The 20,263-nt window shown below is 40.8% G+C and carries 16 protein-coding genes; 3 read left to right on the top strand and 13 right to left on the bottom strand.

Going from position 1 to position 20,263, the window contains the following annotated elements; translation table 11 throughout:
* Positions 1-27: 27 nt before the first annotated feature.
* The 6 genes from D2V08_RS00095 to D2V08_RS00070 form a co-directional block, all read right to left on the bottom strand.
* Positions 28-873: a hypothetical protein gene (locus tag D2V08_RS00095; RefSeq protein WP_119606125.1), complete on the bottom strand. Its 846-nt coding sequence runs from the start codon at positions 871-873 to the stop codon at positions 28-30.
* Positions 874-878: 5 nt separating this feature from the next.
* Positions 879-1,661: a helix-turn-helix domain-containing protein gene (locus D2V08_RS00090; protein ID WP_119606124.1), complete on the bottom strand. Its 783-nt coding sequence runs from the start codon at positions 1,659-1,661 to the stop codon at positions 879-881.
* A 76-nt stretch (positions 1,662-1,737) separates the two neighbouring features.
* A complete protein-coding gene (locus D2V08_RS00085; RefSeq protein ID WP_119606123.1) occupies positions 1,738-1,917 on the bottom strand; it encodes a hypothetical protein in 180 nt (59 codons plus the stop codon).
* The gene (locus D2V08_RS00080; RefSeq protein WP_182835447.1) at positions 1,914-2,198 is read right to left on the bottom strand and encodes a helix-turn-helix domain-containing protein; all 285 of its coding nucleotides are present in this window, start codon (positions 2,196-2,198) and stop codon (positions 1,914-1,916) included. Before D2V08_RS00080 ends, D2V08_RS00085 begins: the two co-directional genes overlap by 4 nt.
* A 412-nt stretch (positions 2,199-2,610) precedes the next feature.
* On the bottom strand, positions 2,611-2,844 hold the full coding sequence (locus tag D2V08_RS00075) for a hypothetical protein (protein WP_119606121.1): 234 nt from the start codon (positions 2,842-2,844) through the stop codon (positions 2,611-2,613).
* Between the two features lie 11 nt (positions 2,845-2,855).
* Positions 2,856-4,118 carry a tyrosine-type recombinase/integrase gene (locus D2V08_RS00070; RefSeq protein ID WP_119606280.1) on the bottom strand — a complete coding sequence of 421 codons (1,263 nt, stop codon included), beginning with the start codon at positions 4,116-4,118 and terminating at the stop codon, positions 2,856-2,858.
* A 307-nt stretch (positions 4,119-4,425) separates the two neighbouring features.
* Between D2V08_RS00070 and D2V08_RS00065 the strand changes: the two genes are divergently transcribed.
* Complete coding sequence (locus D2V08_RS00065; protein WP_119606120.1) at positions 4,426-5,343, top strand: TolB family protein; 918 nt, start codon at positions 4,426-4,428, stop codon at positions 5,341-5,343.
* Positions 5,344-5,358: 15 nt separating this feature from the next.
* Here the strand turns inward: D2V08_RS00065 and D2V08_RS00060 are convergent, their stop codons facing one another.
* From D2V08_RS00060 to D2V08_RS00045, 4 genes are all read right to left on the bottom strand, one after another.
* Entirely contained in the window at positions 5,359-6,672 is a 1,314-nt protein-coding gene (locus D2V08_RS00060) for a serine hydrolase domain-containing protein (protein WP_119606119.1), read from the bottom strand.
* 60 nt (positions 6,673-6,732) lie between these two features.
* Complete coding sequence (locus tag D2V08_RS00055; protein ID WP_119606118.1) at positions 6,733-7,533, bottom strand: helix-turn-helix transcriptional regulator; 801 nt, start codon at positions 7,531-7,533, stop codon at positions 6,733-6,735.
* Positions 7,534-7,659: 126 nt separating this feature from the next.
* Positions 7,660-8,370, bottom strand: coding sequence for a gluconate 2-dehydrogenase subunit 3 family protein (locus D2V08_RS00050; RefSeq protein ID WP_119606117.1), 711 nt, complete (start codon positions 8,368-8,370; stop codon positions 7,660-7,662).
* A 4-nt stretch (positions 8,371-8,374) separates the two neighbouring features.
* Positions 8,375-10,099: a GMC oxidoreductase gene (locus tag D2V08_RS00045; protein WP_119606116.1), complete on the bottom strand. Its 1,725-nt coding sequence runs from the start codon at positions 10,097-10,099 to the stop codon at positions 8,375-8,377.
* A 223-nt stretch (positions 10,100-10,322) separates the two neighbouring features.
* Between D2V08_RS00045 and D2V08_RS00040 the strand changes: the two genes are divergently transcribed.
* Both D2V08_RS00040 and D2V08_RS00035 read left to right on the top strand, forming a co-directional pair.
* Positions 10,323-12,698: a S9 family peptidase gene (locus D2V08_RS00040; protein WP_119606115.1), complete on the top strand. Its 2,376-nt coding sequence runs from the start codon at positions 10,323-10,325 to the stop codon at positions 12,696-12,698.
* 81 nt (positions 12,699-12,779) lie between these two features.
* Positions 12,780-14,024, top strand: a complete 1,245-nt coding sequence (locus tag D2V08_RS00035) for an NRAMP family divalent metal transporter (protein WP_119606114.1) — start codon at positions 12,780-12,782, stop codon at positions 14,022-14,024.
* A 1-nt stretch (position 14,025) separates the two neighbouring features.
* Here D2V08_RS00035 and D2V08_RS00030 read toward each other — a convergent pair whose 3' ends face one another.
* The 3 genes from D2V08_RS00030 to D2V08_RS00020 form a co-directional block, all read right to left on the bottom strand.
* A complete protein-coding gene (locus tag D2V08_RS00030) occupies positions 14,026-15,972 on the bottom strand; it encodes an OmpA family protein (RefSeq protein WP_119606113.1) in 1,947 nt (648 codons plus the stop codon).
* Position 15,973: 1 nt separating this feature from the next.
* Entirely contained in the window at positions 15,974-16,963 is a 990-nt protein-coding gene (locus D2V08_RS00025) for a PorP/SprF family type IX secretion system membrane protein (RefSeq protein ID WP_119606112.1), read from the bottom strand.
* Position 16,964: 1 nt separating this feature from the next.
* A partial coding sequence (locus tag D2V08_RS00020; RefSeq protein ID WP_119606111.1) for a T9SS type B sorting domain-containing protein occupies positions 16,965-20,263 on the bottom strand: 3,299 nt, incomplete at its 5' end.

The following is a 20,263-nucleotide window of genomic DNA, read 5'->3' as shown; positions in this document are numbered from 1 at the left end:
TTCGCAGCAAGGGCTTTTTTGTTTGTTCTATTGGGTTGCCTGCTTGTTGGTAAATCCTGTAATCACTTTTTCAACATCATTCGAGGATTTGAATTTGCCAGCTAACTGGCTGTTATCCATAATGTTTTGAAAGTGTGGTTTTAATTTTTCAGTATCTAACTTAACAGCTCCGTATCTGCTATCGGCACAAATTAGGTATAGGTTTCCGGCCCTATCCTTGGAAAACTCTTTACCCTGCTTTTTACTGGTATCCGCTGTTTTCGCTACCAACTCCTCCAAAGCCTCTGTACTATTGAATCCTGCCTTGGTGGTATCTAGGTCAACAGAGGCCATGGCCTTAACCAACTCCGCAAGATGCTCATCCGAGCTTTTTTGTCTCTCTTGCTCAAGTCTATAGCTGTTAGCATGGTTCCATAGGCCCGAGCGCAAGGAATACTTATCATAGGGCTTATCCTTTTCATCTTTTAATTGTCGGTGCAATTTTGACCAGTCTACCAAAATTTTGGCCGGTTCTTCTAGTTCGTTAGGATGCACTTCTAATGTCTCCTTGCCTTTTGAAACGAATAGGTTTGTGGTTTCGCTCTTTACCTTGATTAATACACCATTCTCTAACGCTGAGGTAAATGCTGCATCCGCAACAATATCCCTCAAAACATAAAGCTGCTGATTTGGGTTAATATCATCCGCATTTGGCAAATTTTTAGTTAGATTCTTTGCCAACTCCTTTACTCGCTTTTGCCTTGCGGCCTCGGCTTTCTTTTTGGCCTCCTCGGTTTTACTGTAGGCCATAGGCTTGGCTTTCTTGGCCTCCTTTTTTTTCGCTGCCCTGTACTGGGCCAATAGCTCTCTTGCTGTTGTGTTCTCGGTGCTCATAATAATTAAAATTTAAGGTTAAGTATCTCTGATTTAAAAAAATATAGGCGTCGGCCTATTCGGGTATATGGGATTTTTTTGTCCCGGACCCAGTTTGAAAGAGTGTTACTGCATATATCCAGCTCTTTAAGGACTTGTTTACGAGTTAGGACTTTCTCCTCCGCATCTGCATTTCTTAGCTCTCTTTTGATCTGATCTAATAGCTCGGTACGAAGCAAACTCTCCCTATATTTTGAGTCCATAGTTTTGAGAGTGCCGTTTATGGTTGCATAGAAAGTCTTAACTATAAGAGCTGTTCTGTTGTGGTCGAATAACGGACAGGGCTCTGATCTTTCACGGCCCCATGCCCAGCCATTCAATTGGGCCAGCTTATCTAATCTTGGATGGTCCACGTAGTCATCCCCGTAAGCTTTGATAAGTTCATAAGCAAGGTTAACAGAGTCTTTACCGTAGTCTAATTCCAAATAATTTCCGGTAAGGTCGCGGTATCTTTTGGATATAAACTTAGGACCAAAATCGCTGCTTACCTGATTCCAATGGATTACGGTCCCCCCTTTAGCTCTTAATACATCAAGGGTTGCTTTGAAGTCAAAAATTACAGCTGCCTCATCGTCGAGGTTATCGACTTGAAAGGATAGGTATTCATCATTGTGATAAATGAACAATCCCCATACCTCCTTATATCTATGCTCATCGAAAGGAGATCTCGCGAAGTGAACAATTACTGGATCTTTAATTGCTTTTAGTCTTTCTCTTGGATTGGTGTTAATTGTTTTTGGTCTGTTCATTGCTAATTTGTTTTAATTGTGTCTCACTTATATATGACAAAGACGAGCTTAATTTTATAAAGTGTTATTAACTTTTTTAATAGGCCGCATATCTGAGCTCATCTTTATAGTAGTATTTTTTGCGATCCTCAATCCCTACCGGGTTGATTCCGTTCTCTTTAATCATTTTCCTAACGTAGCCCATGGAACGGCCTAGAAATTCCGGTATATCCGGGGTTGCAATCAAAAATTCGTTGTCTTTTAATGAGTTACTCATTGCTTTACTGGTTTTATGGATTTTAATAATTCACTCTTTTTATAGTACCTCCTGGATCCAATTGCGTAGGCTTGAATTTTACCAGCATTGGACCAATGCCAAAGCGTACTGCTGTTTATTGACAAAAACTCGCAAGCTTGCTCCCTAGTCATTAGCTCCTCTCCATCACTTTTGTTTTTAAGGTGTTTGGTTAGCTTGGTAAATTGCTCCTCTAGTTTGGAGTTTATTATTTGCTCTAGCTCCTCTTGGGTAAGATTTTGTAAAATGATTGAATTGTGCATTGCCCGTCTTGATTTGGTACGAGACAAGTATATTGGCATATGTCATGCAAACAAACTATAGTTATTAGACGTTGTTAACTCGGAAAATAGAATTAAACACCTTGCATACAGTTGTTTATGATTTATTTTCTAAAATTATTTGGTCATAGTACTACTACTATGATTAACAAAATTTGGATTCAAAAGGCTAGAAGTCCAATACGGGAAAGAAATACCATTACTATGACTACCAATAAAAAAACCCAACCGGATAGGCTGGGTTTTAAATCAATCTTATGGGAAATATTAAAAGCGAGAAAGCCTTGGCTAGAGGCTTGATAAAGACAACATTACACTATAATCCAAAGCCTAACAACTAGAAAATTTCCTTTTGCTAATTAATTACCAACCGGACCAGTTGACAACTCCAACATCAAGCCACCTTGGCGTAATCTTTCAGGATCTTGGACCATTCTATTAATACCTCGTCCGTATCTTGGCAGGTATCGAACACCACCTCTAAAAGTGGCTTTATCTCCTCCACTTTCTCAAATTCCAAGACTGCGAGCTCTATCGCATCATCTAGGCCCGGCCGCTCCTCGCTGGCAAATGCCGCATCCAGTTTTCTTGTTATCATTTCCTCGATTCTAAGTCCAGTAAAATCCATGCTTTGTGTTTTTAATTAAAGTATTCGTAAGCATCAAGGGCTATATCCTTATTGCTCTTTTTTATGTAGTTCAAAAATGTTTTTTCGGAGCTATGCCCGGTTATATTGATTAAGTAGCTGGTAGGGACCTTGCCATAGTAATTTGTAGCAAATGACCTCCTACCTATGTGGGAGCTGACCAATTCCCATTTCTCGTATGTATCCGCCACGTGCCTGTAGGTCCCCTTTTTAGCTTTCGGGGTAATATTTAGCCTTTTGGTCCCCTGTACCTCATCTTTTAGCCCGGCCTTTTCGCAAACAAGCTTTATATAGTCGTTGTACTTCTGATCTGATATAGGCCGGGGAAATTCTCCCTCTCTTTTTTTAAGGACCTCCCTAGCATCCCGGCTAAATGGAATGGTCATCAGCTTTTTTGTTTTTTGCTGCCTAAACTCCAAAAGGTGTTTTCCATTCTCTACCCGGATCATATCCCTTGTAAACCTCATAAAATCGCTTACTCGCTGCCCAGTATAGCAACTGATCAAAAGCCAGTCCCTTGCATTGTCCAAATGCTCGTTTGGCAATTCCAGCCCCTTTATTTTTTCAATCTCCTCCGTGGTCAAATAAACGTGGTTGACCTCTTGCTTTCTAAGCCGTAAGCTATTTAACTGGTGATGCGTTTCAAGTCCCAAATAATGGGCATGGAAACAAAGGGTTTTGATTGAAACGAGCTCCCTAGATTGGGTGTTTTGGGAATACCTCTCCTTTTGACTGAACTCTTGAAATGCCTGTTTGAAATCCTCATTAATTTCCTTTATCAATATGGTTTTTCTTAAATAAGCTTGGAGCCGCTGCATTTTGTGCTTTGTAACGTTTAACCTACGGACCGCTTTTGCATCCAGCTCGTTCTTGCGGTAGTCTTTGTAGAAATCTATGTAACTGATCAAATCCTTTGGTATTCCCCGCTCAGAGTCCCCCGCTGGGTTGTAGAAACCCTCCAAGGTATTGACCAGCCAATCCTTATTTATGCTGCCTATATCGGTTTTGTCAAACTCATCCAATACGTGAGCCTGTATTCGGGCCAATTCGGTATTGACCGCATTGTAGGTATTTCGTTGGTCCACGTCCCTAATATCCTTTAGGTTCCTTTGGTGGGTAGTCTCCCAATATTCCTTTGAGACTTTCAATTTGGTTTTCGCCCCTATTACATAATCCTTTTGATTGCGATAAAGCAACCGGATGGTTAAAAAGGATTCCGGGCGTTTGGATCGGTATAAAAAATTTACTGTTGCCATACAGTACAAATATAGAATAATTTGTACGATAATTGTACGGTTAACTGCAAACAAAAACAAAACCATGCAAACAAATGCAAGAACATCAATTTCCTTAAACTACTGTATTTATTGGTTTTTAAAAGGTTTTTCCTAATATTCAAAGGCCTTTGTACAATTTGTGATTTTGCAAATTAGTGTTCCCGCCTCGAGTACAGAAAAACCCTTTAAACGTAATGTTTATAGGGTTTTTTGCTTCCAATGGTTTTTAACCCCTATATAATTCAATTTATAGTTAAGTTTATAAGATTTAAAAATTTAACTTATCATGTACCGACTATTCTTTGCTATGTTATGTTCCCCACTTATTCTGTTTGCCCAAATCCCGGATGAAAAAAAAGTTATCAGTCACCTTTATATATATGACATGGAGTCTGGAAATTCTCGTCTAGTTTTCTCAGAAGAACGTCATTTTGAGGCTCCCAACTGGTCAAGGGACGGAAAATACCTTTTGATAAATAGTGATGGAAAACTGGAAAAAATAGGCCTAAACGGAGAACATCTAGGGATTTTAAACACAGGTAAAGTTCAACAGGCAAACAATGACCATGGATTTTCCTTTGATGGTGAAACTTTATTCATTTCGAGTAGCAAACCTGAAATTGAAGGATGGTCATCCTTTATTTTTAAAGTTGATGCCAATGGAGGTGTTCCCAAACAGATAACCCCCAATTCCCCTTCTTACTGGCACGGAGTTTCCCCAGATGGAAAAAACATAGTGTACTGCGCTGAAAGGAACAATAATTTTGATATCTATAAAATTGATGTTCAGGGTGGTGAAGAAGAAAGATTGACCGATACGGCTGGTTTGGATGACGGACCGGAATATTCACCAGATGGGAAATACATCTATTTTAATTCTTACCGTTCGGGAATGATGCAGATTTGGCGGATGGAACCTGATGGGTCCAACCCGGAACAAATGACATTTGATCAACACTCCAATTGGTTTGCCCATATTGCACCAAACAATAAGGTTGCAACTATAATCACCTATTTGGAGGACCAAAAACAAGCACATCCCTTTGGAAAACAGGTAAAGCTGCGACTTTTGGATTTGAACACCAAGGAAATTTCCGATCTGACCCCTCCATTTTATGGAGGTCAGGGCACCATAAATGTACCTTCATGGAATCCTGATGGAACCAAGTTTGCCTATGTTAAATACGAATTGAAGGACTTGTAACCTATAAATCCTGCCTTAATTCCGTTTTCCCTCTACAACAATCCCTTTCCATCCCATTAAAGCATCGTACGTGCCCGATTTATTTTTAATGAATTCAAAAGATTCGGGCTCTTTCGGGTTTTCGAAAAAAACGGTGGGAGATTCCGCTTTAAGCTCCCCTATTTTTTCGCCTTCTTGAAATACGGAAAGCTGGTTGTTTTCAACCTTAATCTCCAAAACCAAACCATCAAAATCGGCAAAGACGTAGGAGCCTTCATATTGTTGAAGTACCTCTTCATCCAACGTAATGGCTTTTCTGTTGATTTCCTTTGGATATTCCACTGGTTCAGACTTCAATAACTTCACCATATCGTCAATCGTGTCGAAAAATGGCATTTCATCATAATTGGCCAACAACACAAAATCAAAGTCGTTCAACAAATCAGTGTACACTTGAGCACGAATGCCCTTTGAGCCACCATCTTTGGCAATGATGGCATTCTCATTTTTTAAAGCAGAAGCATATGGTTCATTTTTTACATGGTCCAAAAATTTTTTCAAATCGGTCACCGTAGAAAATATCCGGGCAGTCCGAAACTCATCATGCTGAATATTGTCCACCTTAACCGGTAGACTATCTTTGAGCACATGGTTTTGCGCCATATTTTTTATCCTATCTTCCTTGGTAAAGAAGTGAGCCCCGCTGTTATCCATTCCCAGTGGTACAAATATTTCATCTACCACACATTGCGCAAATGATTTTTCGTATGCCTTCGACACAATGTTATATAAAACCTCATAACCCACATTGGAATATTGCGCATCAGTACCTGGTTCAAACAAAAGATTCTCCTGTTTGGCCAGTACAACAATTTCATCTGAAGTTAAATCGTATTCTTGCCCCTCTAAACCCGACAATTCCCTTGGGAGTCCTGAACTATGTTCCAACAGCATCTTCATTGTGATATCTTTTCCTTTGGGAAAACCTTCAAAAAACATATCCAAGGTCTGGCTCATCGAAAGCTTTCCTTCTTGCTCCAATTTGGTCACCAAGAAATAGGTCATCAATTTAGAAATGGAATGAATATCGAACTGGGTATCCACGCTCACATAAGTTGAACTTTGAGAGTCTTGGTTCAAATTATAGGCTTTTTCCAAGAGTAAGGTATCATTTTTATAAGCCAACACCACCCCATTGAATTTTTGCAAGGCCGTAAGTTTTGTAAAATACGTATCCAAGGAGTCTTTTACAGACTCCATTTTGGGTGACAATTCCTTATTTTCAACGCTGCTTTTGTCCACACATCCAAAGCACAATAACATCACCAAAGCCGTCCAACAATATTTCATAATTTAAATTTTATGCAAAGAAGACATAATACACCAACAATTAATTGTAAAAATGGAAACCTATTGGTGACGGAGCAGGAACTGGGGTAAATTATTAAAAAACTGCAACGGCTTTACCCCGCACACCTTTTTAAAATCATTGATAAAATGGGCTTGATCGAAATAGCCGTAATCGTAACTGAGTTGGGTGAGTGAAACATTAGGGTGTTTGGCCTTAAACTTGACCAAATCCAATATGCGAACGGTAATGATAAATTTTTTCAAAGTGTACATTACTTCTTTTTTAAAAACCTTTCCCAAATACTGTCTTGATCGATTAAAATGGTCGCTCAATTCGTTCACCGTGACTTTTCCCTGTTCTTCATAAATATATTCACAGATTTTACGGACCAGTTCCATGGAAGGTGTTAAGCTGAACTGCATATCCCTCATCAAGTTTTCCGCCAAAACAAAACGTCCTGCGGCATCATCCATTTCAAAAACTTGTTGGTAAAATAACCTTAATTGGTCGTCAAAACCATCAACATCCACTACACCAGATTCTTGCAGAGAAGAGAAAAAGCCAGCATTCACCCAAGGTTGCAGCTTAATCGTAAAAAAGGTGAGGGAACTCTCTGCTTCTATACGGTATGGAGGAGTTACATCATGAATGGTAAACACCTTACTGGTAATTGGAACTCTTTTTTGGTCATTCCCATAATAAAAGGTACCTGCAGCCTCTTTAAAAAAGATGAAATCATAACAACAATCATCTATCACTGGAATACGCCCTATCCCAACAATATCATCCACATGAAGATAATAACATTCTCTATACAAATCATCCAAGGGATGCTCAGGATAATATGTTTTTGCAATCATCTCAATTAAATTGTCTTTTAATAAAGTAATAAAATGTGTTTAGAAATGTCCTATTAAATTTCATCTAAAACATAAAAAGGCCCAATCCCTAAAGATTGAGCCCTATTTTACATCTTGGGATTAATTTTAGGTCAACAGATTCCCATCCTCGTCCCACTCGGCAATAATGCCACGCTTTCTCTGGTCCACACACTTGGCCAGCCATTCCTCATCATAAGATACGCCATGCTGTTCCAATACATCATCTGGAACCCCATCCCATACATTGGGCATATTACCCTTGTATCCTATCTCCTCTATACCAATTTTAGAAGTATAAAAACCGGTCATGGTCAGGTTACGAACCAAGGAGAAGAAATTCACCTCAAATGGTCGTTCATTTCCTGGCACTTCGGGGTCATAAAAGGCAATTTCATCCAAAATGGCTTTTTGTTGCTCTTCGGTGGCTGTTTTAAATTCCACGCCGTACTCGGTGTTGCTTTTATGATCTAACCACATTATTCCACCACGAATATCGGGCTGAAAGGACTCGTTGTCTTTGCACATAAACTCAATAAAGCTAACGACATCGGCATCTGATGCGCCTTTGAATTCTTCCGAGGGAGGTAAAATAAGGTCACATAATATGGTAAGGGTTTCTACCTCGTGCGGATTTAAAAATTGCTCATCCTGCAGTTCATTGATCAATTCTGTTTCCAAGGGAACCCTGCCCGGATAAGTAATTTTTGGTGCTTCCACCAATTCTTCAGTTCCTGTTGAGGGCTTACACCCATGGACGGCCAATCCACCGGCCACGGTACCCAGCATAATCGATTTTAAACTCTTTCTTCTGTCCATGTCCTTAAATGTTTTGTTGTTTCAATTGCTCCACAATGTATTCCGAAGCTCTCATGGAGAGTGCCAAAATGGTCCAAGTACAGTTCTTATCTGCCTGTGATGTAAATGGTCCAGCATCAACAATAAATACATTGTCCACGTCGTGCAACTGTTGATATTTGTTGGTTACCGAAGTCTTGGGATCATCTCCCATTCGAGTGGTTCCCACTTCATGAATAATATTACCTGGGTTGTGCAAGCCGTAATTGGTGTCCTTGCCTGGTTTATCCCCTAAAGGTTCACCGCCCATATTGATCAAGATTTCCTCAAAAGTATCTTGCATATGTTTGGCTTGGTTAATCTCAAACTGTGACCATTTGTAATGGAATCGCAACACGGGGATACCAAATTCATCTACGGTGGTCGGGTCTATCTCGCAATAGTTATCTTTTCGTGCAATGGACTCACCACGGCCAGCCATACCCACTACGGCACCGTAATATTTCTTGGCATCACTGCGCAATACATCGCCATAGCCACCAACCTTGGTCCCAAAAAACTTGTTGAACTCATTGGCATTGAATCCAAACCCGTAACTGGGCATTCCCATACCGCCCCACACTTCAATGTGGTAACCCCTTGGAAAATCCAACTTGGAGTTGTCTCCCCACCAAGGGGAGTATACGTGCATACCTCCTACCCCGTCTTCGTTATAGGAAACTTTCCGGTTCATTAAACTTGGAACAAAGGCTGCTCTACCAGCTCCTGTGGAATCGTGCAAATACTTTCCAACAACATCACTACTGTTGCCCAATCCATTCGGGTGTTGTTTGCTCTTAGAGTTCAAAAGGATTCGCGCCGAACTACAGGCCGAAGCTCCTAGAACCACTACTTTTCCTTTCAGTTTATATTCTTTTCTATCTTCTTTGTTGATATAGGACACCCCGGTGGCTCTTCCTTCATCGTCCGTGGTCACTTCGCGAACCATACAATTGACAAAAAGGTCAATTTGACCTCCATTTTTCTGAGCTGGGAAAATTAAACAGGTTCCTGCGGAGAAATCAGCATATACTTGGCATGCCCGATTACACTGTCCACAATAAAAACAGACTCCCCGGTCCTCGTTTATTTTTTTGGTGAGCATCGACATCCTTGAAGGATATACAGGAACATTACTTTTTCGTGCTCCCTTAATATAAAAAAGCTCGTGCAACCTAGGTTTTGGTGGTGGTAAAAAGAAACCATCTGGATCATTGGGCAACCCTTCGTTGGTTCCAAAAACTCCGATCATCTTATCTACCTTATCATAGTAAGGTTTTACATCTTCATAACTTATGGGCCAATTGTCCCCATGGCCATCCACATCTTTATGCTTAAAATCCTTTGGTCCAAACCGCAAGGAAATCCTGCCCCAGTGGTTGGTTCTTCCACCTAACATTCTAGATCGGAACCACTCGAATTGGGTCCCATCTTTTTGGGTATAGGGTTCACCTTCTATATCCCATCCTCCATAGGCGGCATCAAAATCACCAAAAGGGCGATAACGGGTACTTGCTCCCCTACGTGGACTTTCGTAAGGCCATTTTAATTGCGTTTGATGTTCTTGTTTGGCCGGGTCAAAGAATGGTCCGGCTTCAACAACGGCTACTTTTAACCCCGACTCTGAAAGTACTTTGGCGGACATACCACCTCCCGCTCCAGAGCCAACTATGATAGCATCATAGACCGTGGAATTTTCAATAATTTGCATTGATATTAGTTTGGTTTAGTTTTAAATGGTTCTAAATCAATCCATTACTCTTACAATAAAAAGATATGCATTGATTCAATTTACATCTTGTACGTATTAAAGATACTTTTTCTGATAACAAATATGGGTACTTTTTCAACTTTTCCTTTTCGGATTGCATTCTAGAAACTCATCAAAATAGCCGATATTTGAAGAACAAACCACCTTAAACCGCACAATCACTATGGGAAGATTTTTTACGCTACTCGTGCTCTTTCTTATCACCTTTAATTCGCTTTTAGCTCAAAAAGGAAATAACTCGACCCTTAAAATAAAGGATATTATGCAAGGAGATGACTTTGTCGGTCACAGGCCGTCCAGTCCTTATTGGTCGACCGATGGACAAACCCTGTATTTTGACTGGAATCCCGACGGAGCACTAAGTGATTCAATCTACGCCTATTCCGTCAACAGCAAAGACATTAAAAAAGTACAATTTTTAGAGGCTAATGCACTTCCATCTTCTAGATTGACCTATAACCAAGCCAAAACGGAAGCTGTTTACTCCAAAAACGGAGACATCTTCTTGTTAAATATTGACACGTACACTTCCAAACCTATAACCAAAACCCAGAGCCGGGAAAGCAATCCGCATTTTACCGATAATGGAAAAAGCATAGCTTTTGAAAAAGATGGGGGACTTTTTACATGGAATATTGCTTCCGGACTCTTGGAGCAAAAAACACAATTTGTAAAATCCAAGGAAAAGGAACCACAACGCGACACTAAAGATGAATGGCTCTACCAAGACCAGTTGGGAATTTTTGATGTATTGCAAGAGCGCAAAGCGAAAAGAGATGCCGGGAAAGAAATCAGTAAAAAGTTAGAAGCTCTGGAGCCTTTGGAAATTGAAACCAAAGGAAAACGGGTCATCAGTCTTCAAATTGACCCGTCGGGCTCCTACATTACCTACGTTTTGATGGACCGTCCAGAATCCAAAGGAACCATTGTACCTCATTTTGTGACGGAATCTGGATATACCGAAGATCAAAACACCCGTTCCAAAGTAGGTAACGAGCCAACGCAATACGAAATGTTTGTGTACGATATCAAAAACCGTAAAAACTATCCTGTGGTTTTGGATAATCTGGAAGGGTTGGATTATGTTCCAGAATACACCAAAGATTATCCTGACAAAACCTATGAAAACGAAGACCGTATCGGTTTTATCAATGGTCCAACTTGGAACACCGATGGCTCAAAAGGCATTTTGGATATTCAAGCCAACGATTACAAGGATCGGTGGATTGTATTACTGGACCCAAAAACTGGAAAAGTAGAACAGTTGGACCGCCAACATGATGAGGCTTGGATTGGAGGGCCCGGTATTGGCAGATGGAGCGGTGGTTCTTTGGGATGGATGCCCGATGATAAAAGCATATGGTTCATGTCCGAAAAAACGGGGTATTCCCATTTATATACCATGAGCCTAAACAGCAAAAAAGCAAAAGCCCTTACTTCTGGAGAATTTGAAATTTATGGTGCTTCGTTATCAAAAGATAATAGCAGATGGTATTTCACATCGAACAAAACCCATCCGGGCGACCGTCAGTTTTACACCATGCACTTAAAAGGAGGCAAATGGGAAAAATTGACCAATATGATTGGTAGAAATGATGTAGTACTATCCCCCAATGAGGAGAAAGTGGCCATTCTCTATTCCTACTCCAATAAGCCAACGGAGTTATTTATTCAAAATAATCCCATTGAAACAGGTGGAAATCAGCAAGCGGTGCAAATTACAAAGTCGAACAGTGATGACTTTAATGCGTATAAGTGGAAGGATCCAGAAATCATTACGTTCAAGGCATCCGATGGTGCAGAAGTTCACGCAAGACTGTATCAACCCGAATCTTCGGTGAAGAATAAAGCAGCCGTAATTTTTGTTCACGGAGCAGGTTACTTGCAGAATGCCCACAAATGGTGGAGCTCTTATTTTAGGGAGTATATGTTCCACAACCTTTTAGTGGATAATGGCTATACCGTACTCGATATTGATTATCGTGGAAGTGCTGGTTACGGTCGAGATTGGCGCACAGGCATTTACCGACACATGGGCGGCAAGGATTTATCCGACCAAGTAGATGGTGCCAAAATGTTAGTGGATGAATACGGCATTGATGCAGATAAAATTGGTATTTACGGAGGCTCCTACGGCGGGTTTATCACCTTGATGGGTATGTTTAACGCACCTGAGACTTTTAGTACTGGTGGAGCGATACGTTCCGTTGGTGACTGGGCCACATACAACCATGGCTATACAGCCCGAATTTTAAATACTCCTGCTACTGATAGTTTGGCCTACAAGCGAAGCTCTCCCATCTATTTTGCGGATGGATTACAAGGCGACCTTTTGATTCTTCATGGCATGGTGGACGACAATGTGCATTTTCAGGATATGGTTCGACTTTCCCAACGTTTGATCGAGCTCGGCAAAGAAAATTGGGAAATGGCGGTCTATCCTGTGGAACGACACGGCTTTGTGGAACCCAGTAGCTGGACGGACGAGTATACCCGTATTTTTAAACTGTTCCAGAAATCACTTTTAGGTATAGAATAAATGGTTTCGCAAATAGAGGAAACGAGAAAACTTTCAACAAAAAAACATATCTTCCTGCCTGAAAATTAACAAACAAGCTGCATGAAGGCATTGTTGAAAGCACTCGGCCCCGGCCTATTGTTTGCCAGTATGGCCATTGGCACATCACATTTGGTGTTATCCACAAAAGCAGGAGCCCAATATGGATGGATTATGGTAATTCCCATTCTTTTGGCCAATCTGTTCAAATATCCTTTTTTTGAATTTGGTATTCGGTACACTACGGTTACAGAAAAAAGTCTGATTGAGGGATATACCAACTTGGGCAAGACTTACTTATACATTTACGCATTTGTGACCCTAATTTCCACCTTTACGATATTGGCAGCTCTTTATGTGGTTACGGCAGGCTTGTTCATGAACCTCTTCGATGTGACTTCTTTAGGTGCAGGAACCATATCCTTAGGATTATTTGTTTTTATAAGTTTGATTTTGATAATTGGCAAATACAGATTCCTTGAAAACTCCTTAAAGGCTGTAATTACCGTTCTATTTGTTGCCTTGTTGGTCACTACAGTGATGGTGCTCCAAAAAGGTCCTGTTCCTGACAGTGCATCGTATCAAAGACCAGAAATTTTTAATGAAGTTGGGATTTTATTCTTGATCGGTCTTGTGGGATGGATGCCCACTGCGGTAGAAGCATCGGGCTGGGTGAGTCTTTGGGGCATGGAAAATCTAAAGACCATGAAGAATAAACCCTCCCTTAAACTTGCGCTTCAAGAATTCAATGTAGGCTATACTTTGACGGCAGTTTTAGCTTTGTTTTTTATGGTAATCGGCTGGATGACCTTATACGGTACCGGAACCGAACTTAGTGGCAACGCTGTGGTTTTTGCCGACCAATTGGTCAACTTATTCACCACCCACATTGGCAGTTGGGCTTACTTTTTTATTGCCGTTGCTGCATTTGCGACCATGTTCAGTACCTGTATGACGGCACACGATGCTATCTCCAGAGTAAGTTTGGATGTGCTCCAAAAGCTTTATCCTAAAAGGAATATCTACAATAGAAAACATGCCTTTGCCTTGATGGTTATTGTGATGGCTTGGATCAATTTTATTGTCATCAGCCTTTTTAGTGCCAACATGGGAGATTTGGTTGGGCTAGCCACTTTTGTATCTTTCGTTTTTGCTCCACTTTTAGGTTGGATGAACCTAAAAACGGTTACGGGAAAAGATGTTCCAAAGGAACATCAACCTAAAATAGGGCTAAAAGTTCTTACCTATTCAGGAATGGTCTTTCTATCGTTATTTGCCTTGTATTATTGCTGGGAACTGATGATGTAATCTAATCAAAAAGAACATTATCGTTGAGCACCACCACCAGGGAACGTTGGTTTTGTTTGTGCAATCCTTCTAAACAGAACACACCATTAGTACAGTTGTTCAATATTTTATCCTCTCCATACCCAATGGAATATAAAATACTGGTGGCAGGAACACCGTTTTCCACCAAGTATTTCTTAATAGCATCGGAACGCCCTTGGGTAAGCCTAAAATTGGTGCTGTTACCTCCTCTACTGTCTGTATAGGTCTCTATTCGCAGTTGAACCTGAGGAAATGCTTTCACAAAATCGACCACCTTATTCAACTCGCTCTTGATTTCATCCGTTAGCTTCGTTGAGCTCGTGTCAAAATAGAAATCGTCCATTTTTACAACTTTCTGGCCTTCGCGCTCTTCCACCAAATCATCGTACAACGAAATTCCTATATCAAAAGAGCTATTTTGTAGTGCATCCAATTCTTCTCGTTTGAATTGCTTAATGTATCTTGAATACCTTTCTTTTGTAGCGTCGATTATCACCTCAGTTTCGTATGGGATTTCCAATCTATATTGGCCATCTTCATCAGAAGTTGTCTGTGCCAACATATTACCATCCATATCCCATAGGCTAACAACGGTGTTTGGAACTACGCTGGAGGTACGATGATCGTTTACAACTTCACCCTTGAATGTCAATGTTTTGAGACCAGGCTTTTCATCTACCTTAAAACCATAAATATCATCTTTGCCTTTACCTCCAGGACGGTTGGATGCAAAATAGCCCAACAAACCATCGCCTTGGTTTTTAATAATCAATCCAAAGTCATCAAATTCGGTGTTTATTTGATCACCCAAATTAATGGGAAAACCAAAGTCTTCACCTTCCATATTGGATTTATAAATATCCATTCCCCCAAGTCCATAAAACACATCGGAAGCAAAGTAAAAACTGTCCTCAAAAATAAAAGGAGCAATCTCGTTACCCGATGAATTTATTCGTGGTCCGAGATTTATTGGTGCGGACATTACCTGTCCATTATTAGTATACACGAAGTAAATATCGGTTCCTCCGTAGCCATCTTCAAAATCGGCTGAAAAATATAGTTTGCCATTCGCATCATCATAAAAAGGATAGTAGAAAGAAGTGCTCAAATCTTTTAACAACAACTGATAAGACCCACCGATGGTTTGCTTTGCGATAGACAATGCATTTTTTCCGTTGGAATCGAAAGAAAGTTCTCCATTTTGGGTGTTGGACACTACATAGAACACACTGTTCAAAGCTGAAGAAAATGAAGGTGTGGCCTTATGATAATCGGTGTCTTGCAATGCTTCAAAAGTATGCAGGGACATGATTTGTCCAGAGGTTTGGATCTCCGATTCATAAATATTGAAATACCCCTCATTACCGGGTTCGTACCGTAATTTTTTGTTTACTTGACGACCACTTGAAAACAAAAGTTTATTGTTGTAGAAACTTGGTGCAAAATCCGTTTTGGGGCTATTGGCCTCTAAGTTGAAAATTTGGTAATCCAATTGATTTACTCCAGAACCATTTTGCATTAATTGGTTGTTGAATTCTATATTCTCAATCAACTCTTTTGGAAAGCCAGAGGAAATACTGGCCAAAAAGTCTTCTTTTCCCTTTGCATTGGGTGATTTGGAAAGGCTTTGCAACATTTTGTTGTAATGATGGCTATCCATCAACGTATCCTGATCATAAATCTTTATGTATGCTTCGGAGGCCTTTTCAAAATTATTGGTTTCGAAATAGGCGTCGGCTAAGTTCAAGAACTGTTGCTTGGTTAAAGTTCCTTCGGATAGCTGTTTTTCATATGCCTGAACCGCTTTTTGGTATTCGTACTGAAAAAAGAAAACATCTCCTTCGGTTTGTTTCTTTTGGGCAAAGCAAAAAACGACGCTCAGCAGTGATGTCCATAGTGTTATCTGTATTTTATTTGCTTTGCTCATGTTAGAAAAATCTTGGGGAATCAATCTGTTTTCCTTTATTTTTTGACTTCTTGTTCTTTGATTTGCTATTGCCGGAACCAAAACCGCCCCTTCCAATATAAAATTTCAAAATAGCTTCATGGGAACCGCCACTGTACTCACCTAGGCCATTGGTGTTATAGTCATAAGAATACCCTATAAACATGGCGTTGGATATCTGAAATCCTGCCAATCCGCTCACAGCATTATCAAACCTGTAAGAAGCCCCGATGGTCAGTGCATCTATAAATTGAAAATTGGCCGATAGGTTTACCGTTACTGGGGAACCTTGGAGATAATTCATTAAAAAGGCAGGTTTAAATTTGGTACGATCGCTCAATTCAAACACATATCCTCCAATAACATTGAGTTGCATATAATCCTCCACAATGGTGGCCACTTCGTCATTATATAATTCATCGGTCAAAAAATTGGGAACGGAAGCTCCCAAATACCAATCTTCTTCGTGATACATAAAAAGTCCAGCACCAACCGTTGGATAAAAACTACTATAATTTCCTCCTAAAAGTGAAGGGTCGGAACCTTGTTCAAAGGTACCTTCCGAATAATCAACATTTAAAGATGAGCCGCCTGCATTCAATCCAAAAGAAAGTTTAGTATCGTCGGACAATTGAATTTCATATGAATAGGCCACATCGAAATAGGTTTGCTTGGAGGGTCCCAACACATCGTTCACAATATTGATACCCAATCCCATTTTCTCATTATTGAAGGGAATATTGGCCCCTCCACGTATGGTGGTTGGCGCTCCAGGGATGTCCACCCATTGTGCGCGGTACAGGCCAATTATTTCAGGAGTTTCTACCGTGCCCACATAGGCCGGGTTAAAACTCCCTATATTGTACATGTACTGGGTATACTGAGGCTCCTTTTGTGCCTGAGCAAGCTCTATGGCCATAAAAAGCACTAGTAGAACAATTCTGTATTTTGAAAAAATTGTTGTATCTGGCATTTTAGTTGTTCCTTACAATTTGAATCCATCCTTTTACCACATCCGTTCCATCTCCATTAAGGTCCAGAATATAGAAATATGTACCCTTGGGCAACTGTCCGTTCTTTCCTGTTCCATCCCATGAACTATCATATCCGTCCATTTGGAAAACACTGTTTCCATAGCGATCAAATACTTCGAATGTGTTGTTTGGATATTGTTCGTGACCTACCAAGGTCAGTGTATCATTCCATCCATCCCCATTGGGCGAAAAGATATTACATATGGTACCTGGATCTTCGCATTGACTTCTCTCTGCATTTACCGTCACGGTATCCGAGTTGTTTTCGGTAATAGTAGCATCTGCTGGGAAGGAAGAAATCAAAGTAGCTGTATTCTCCAAATCCTCCAAATCATTAATAGTTGCAGTAATGGTCAGTATTGCTTCCTCAACATTTGCAGCCATTTCCGGAATGGACCATTCTCCGGTCCCTGGATCGTAATCTCCCAATGAAGCATTATGGCTGCTATATGTGAAAGAAGATGACAACACATCAGAAACTATGACATCCAACACCCTTGTTAAATCGTTGTTGGAAACTGTGATTTCGAAGGTAACCTCACCACCGATTAATTTGGATCTGTTATCCTCTACAGTTTTGGCAATACCTAAATCAATATCTTCATTAATCGTTACCGTTGAAGTATTGTTTTCAGTTATAGTGTTATCCGCAGGGAATGAAGACGTCAACGTAGCGGTGTTCTGTAGAACTGCCGACTCGGTTACCGTAACTGATATTTCCAGTGTAGCTTCGGCGTCTGAGGCGGTCATTTCCGCTATGCTCCATTCTCCCGTATTAGGATCATAATTTCCCATAGAGGCTTGATGGCTTTCATATTGAAAAGATGGATCTAATACATCAGTTACAACAATATCCAATACACGGGTCATATCGTTATTTGACACTGTGATGACAAATACCGCTTGATCTCCTTCTAAATAAGGACCACTTTCTTGGAGCTCCTTTGTAATCGCCAAATCAATGTCCTCAGGATTACAATCCGGGGTCAAGAACGGGTCACAAGCATCTAGAGGATCTGTTGCATTTTCTGGAACTGCCGTTGTACTTATATCATCTATCACCAATACTTCTTCTCCATCGGTAAGACCATCTCCATCGGTGTCAGGGTTGTCAGGGTTGGTACCCAAGGTGGCTTCTTCACCATCGGAAAGACCATCTCCGTCCGAATCCACCACACAATCACTTACAGAAATAGTCACTTGTACCGAAGGATCTGTACAAGGTGCTTCAGCTGTATTAGTAGTATACTCGAATATATAATTTCCACTTGGCAATCCAACAAAATCGACCGTATTACCCGAACCAATAACCAATGTTCCGTTAGATGGATCGGTAATAATGGTCCAGGTTCCGGAATCTGCTCCAGCAAGCCTATCGTCCAAGTCTATACTATTTGGTCCGCCATCACCCACAACATTACAAGCAACAGCATTCGTTGGAGTACCTGCATTGGGTGCAGCATTAATAGTTGCTACCACTTCTACGCGCTCTGTTTCACAACCATTGGCCGAAGCCGTTACATAGAATGAAGTAGTTTCCGATAAGGTATTTGATGTAAACGTATCACTTGTTCCCACGATATTTCCTCCTGTTGGAGCATCGTACCATGTGTAACTAATATTACTGTCATCCGTAACTGAAGCAGTGGCTGAAAGTGTCAAAATGGATGCACCACAACCAGCATCTCCCGTTGTACTATCTATGGTCGGCGTAAAATTGCGAACCAAGGTTATAGGTAATATGGGACTGGCACAGTCGTTGGTTTCATCGTAAAAGAATCCGTAATAGGTTCCTGGTTCCACAACTGCACCTCCATTTAAGTGCGCCCCTGTTACGGTCGGGTCATTACTGGTACTCCATATAAGCACCGTCCCCGAAGGAGCCGTGGTACTCGTTAGATAATCGTTTAAATCTGTATTCACTACATCACAGAATTCAATGGTAGTATTGTCCCCGTTAAATTGAGGTGCCGTATTCCCCGCATCACAAGGACCGGAACAGTCGTTAACAGTAACGGTAACATCCACACTTTGGTTGGCACATGTTCCTTGTGCCCCTGTAGTGGTAAAGGTAAATATGTAATCTCCTTGTGGCTGACCATCAAAATCAACGATGTTGCTGCCATTTATAGAAATGGATGCTCCAACCGGAGCTGTTGTTAACTGCCAAGCGCCTGGATCAGCACCGCTCAAACTATCATCCAAATCCACCAAGGTGTCCCCATTACCTGCATCACTACATGTTCCCAAATTGGAAGCAATCCCAGTGGTTGGTGTAAAACTTTGAGTCAAGGTTACCGGCGTAGCATTGCTAAAACAATCATTTAAAGCGTCGTAAAAGAACCCATAATAAGTGCCTGGAGCGCTCACGACACTACCCCCCAAATAGTCAACCGTTACCGAAATATCGGAGTTTGTACTCCATCTCAATTCCGCACCCACCGGTGCTGTGTTTAAAATATAGAGATCCAAATCCTGATTAAAGTCATCACAAAAAGTAGTGACTACAGAACCATCTAAAGCAGGTGCTGTTGTGCCGGCAAAGCAAGTTTCTTTTGTCGCTGTATTTGTTGCCGGCGAACCATCTCCATTTACATTGGAAAGAATTACGGAAAGAGTAAGAGTTCCATTAGGAAGGCCACTTAAATCTGTGTTGATCTGTTCTGATGCAGAACCAACTACCCCTGTACTTATAACAGGAGTCCCGCCCCCACTACTTGAGATGGAATATTCATAATCGGCTCCAATCTCCGCCCCAGTGATTGTAAAACTTACATTATTTTCGTTGGTTTGATTTATGGGGTCTTGATCAAAACTCACCGTATAACCCGAAGGCACTGCTGTATTTTTAATGGCTGTATCTGTTGCTGGATTACCAGGACCGAATAAATCTGTTAATACAACACTTAATGCTATTGTTCCATCCGGCAAACTACTCAAATCTATATTATTAATATTTTGTGTAGCACTTATTATTAAACCACTATCTGATATTGTACCCACTCCACCACTGCTACTAAACGTGTAACTATAAGTAGATAAAAGCTGAGCACCAGAAAATGTAAAGCTTACATTGCTTTGATTTGTAATGTTAATTAAAGATTGATCAATAGAAACAGTATAGTCAGCTGGTGCAGCCGTATCCTTTGTCGCAGTATCCGTGACCGCACCACCTGTACCGTTCCCGTTGGTCAGGGTCACGCTAAGGGTGATCGTGCCGTCGCCAAGGCCGCTAAGGT

The organism is Flagellimonas lutimaris (genome assembly GCF_003581615.1).
In the GTDB taxonomy this organism is placed as follows: domain Bacteria; phylum Bacteroidota; class Bacteroidia; order Flavobacteriales; family Flavobacteriaceae; genus Flagellimonas; species Flagellimonas lutimaris.
Note: the sequence above shows the minus strand (reverse complement) of the source record. Positions and strands in the feature narration are given on the sequence as shown.

What these genes read in the sequence shown, in the direction of transcription:
- D2V08_RS00095 (WP_119606125.1), bottom strand. Translation starts at nt 873, where the DNA reads ATGAGCACCGAGAACACAACAGCAAGAGAGCTATTGGCCCAGTACAGG.
- D2V08_RS00090 (WP_119606124.1), bottom strand. Translation starts at nt 1,661, where the DNA reads ATGAACAGACCAAAAACAATTAACACCAATCCAAGAGAAAGACTAAAA.
- D2V08_RS00085 (WP_119606123.1), bottom strand. Translation starts at nt 1,917, where the DNA reads ATGAGTAACTCATTAAAAGACAACGAATTTTTGATTGCAACCCCGGAT.
- D2V08_RS00080 (WP_182835447.1), bottom strand. Translation starts at nt 2,198, where the DNA reads ATGCACAATTCAATCATTTTACAAAATCTTACCCAAGAGGAGCTAGAG.
- D2V08_RS00075 (WP_119606121.1), bottom strand. Translation starts at nt 2,844, where the DNA reads ATGGATTTTACTGGACTTAGAATCGAGGAAATGATAACAAGAAAACTG.
- D2V08_RS00070 (WP_119606280.1), bottom strand. Translation starts at nt 4,118, where the DNA reads ATGGCAACAGTAAATTTTTTATACCGATCCAAACGCCCGGAATCCTTT.
- D2V08_RS00065 (WP_119606120.1), top strand. Translation starts at nt 4,426, where the DNA reads ATGTACCGACTATTCTTTGCTATGTTATGTTCCCCACTTATTCTGTTT.
- D2V08_RS00060 (WP_119606119.1), bottom strand. Translation starts at nt 6,672, where the DNA reads ATGAAATATTGTTGGACGGCTTTGGTGATGTTATTGTGCTTTGGATGT.
- D2V08_RS00055 (WP_119606118.1), bottom strand. Translation starts at nt 7,533, where the DNA reads ATGATTGCAAAAACATATTATCCTGAGCATCCCTTGGATGATTTGTAT.
- D2V08_RS00050 (WP_119606117.1), bottom strand. Translation starts at nt 8,370, where the DNA reads ATGGACAGAAGAAAGAGTTTAAAATCGATTATGCTGGGTACCGTGGCC.
- D2V08_RS00045 (WP_119606116.1), bottom strand. Translation starts at nt 10,099, where the DNA reads ATGCAAATTATTGAAAATTCCACGGTCTATGATGCTATCATAGTTGGC.
- D2V08_RS00040 (WP_119606115.1), top strand. Translation starts at nt 10,323, where the DNA reads ATGGGAAGATTTTTTACGCTACTCGTGCTCTTTCTTATCACCTTTAAT.
- D2V08_RS00035 (WP_119606114.1), top strand. Translation starts at nt 12,780, where the DNA reads ATGAAGGCATTGTTGAAAGCACTCGGCCCCGGCCTATTGTTTGCCAGT.
- D2V08_RS00030 (WP_119606113.1), bottom strand. Translation starts at nt 15,972, where the DNA reads ATGAGCAAAGCAAATAAAATACAGATAACACTATGGACATCACTGCTG.
- D2V08_RS00025 (WP_119606112.1), bottom strand. Translation starts at nt 16,963, where the DNA reads ATGCCAGATACAACAATTTTTTCAAAATACAGAATTGTTCTACTAGTG.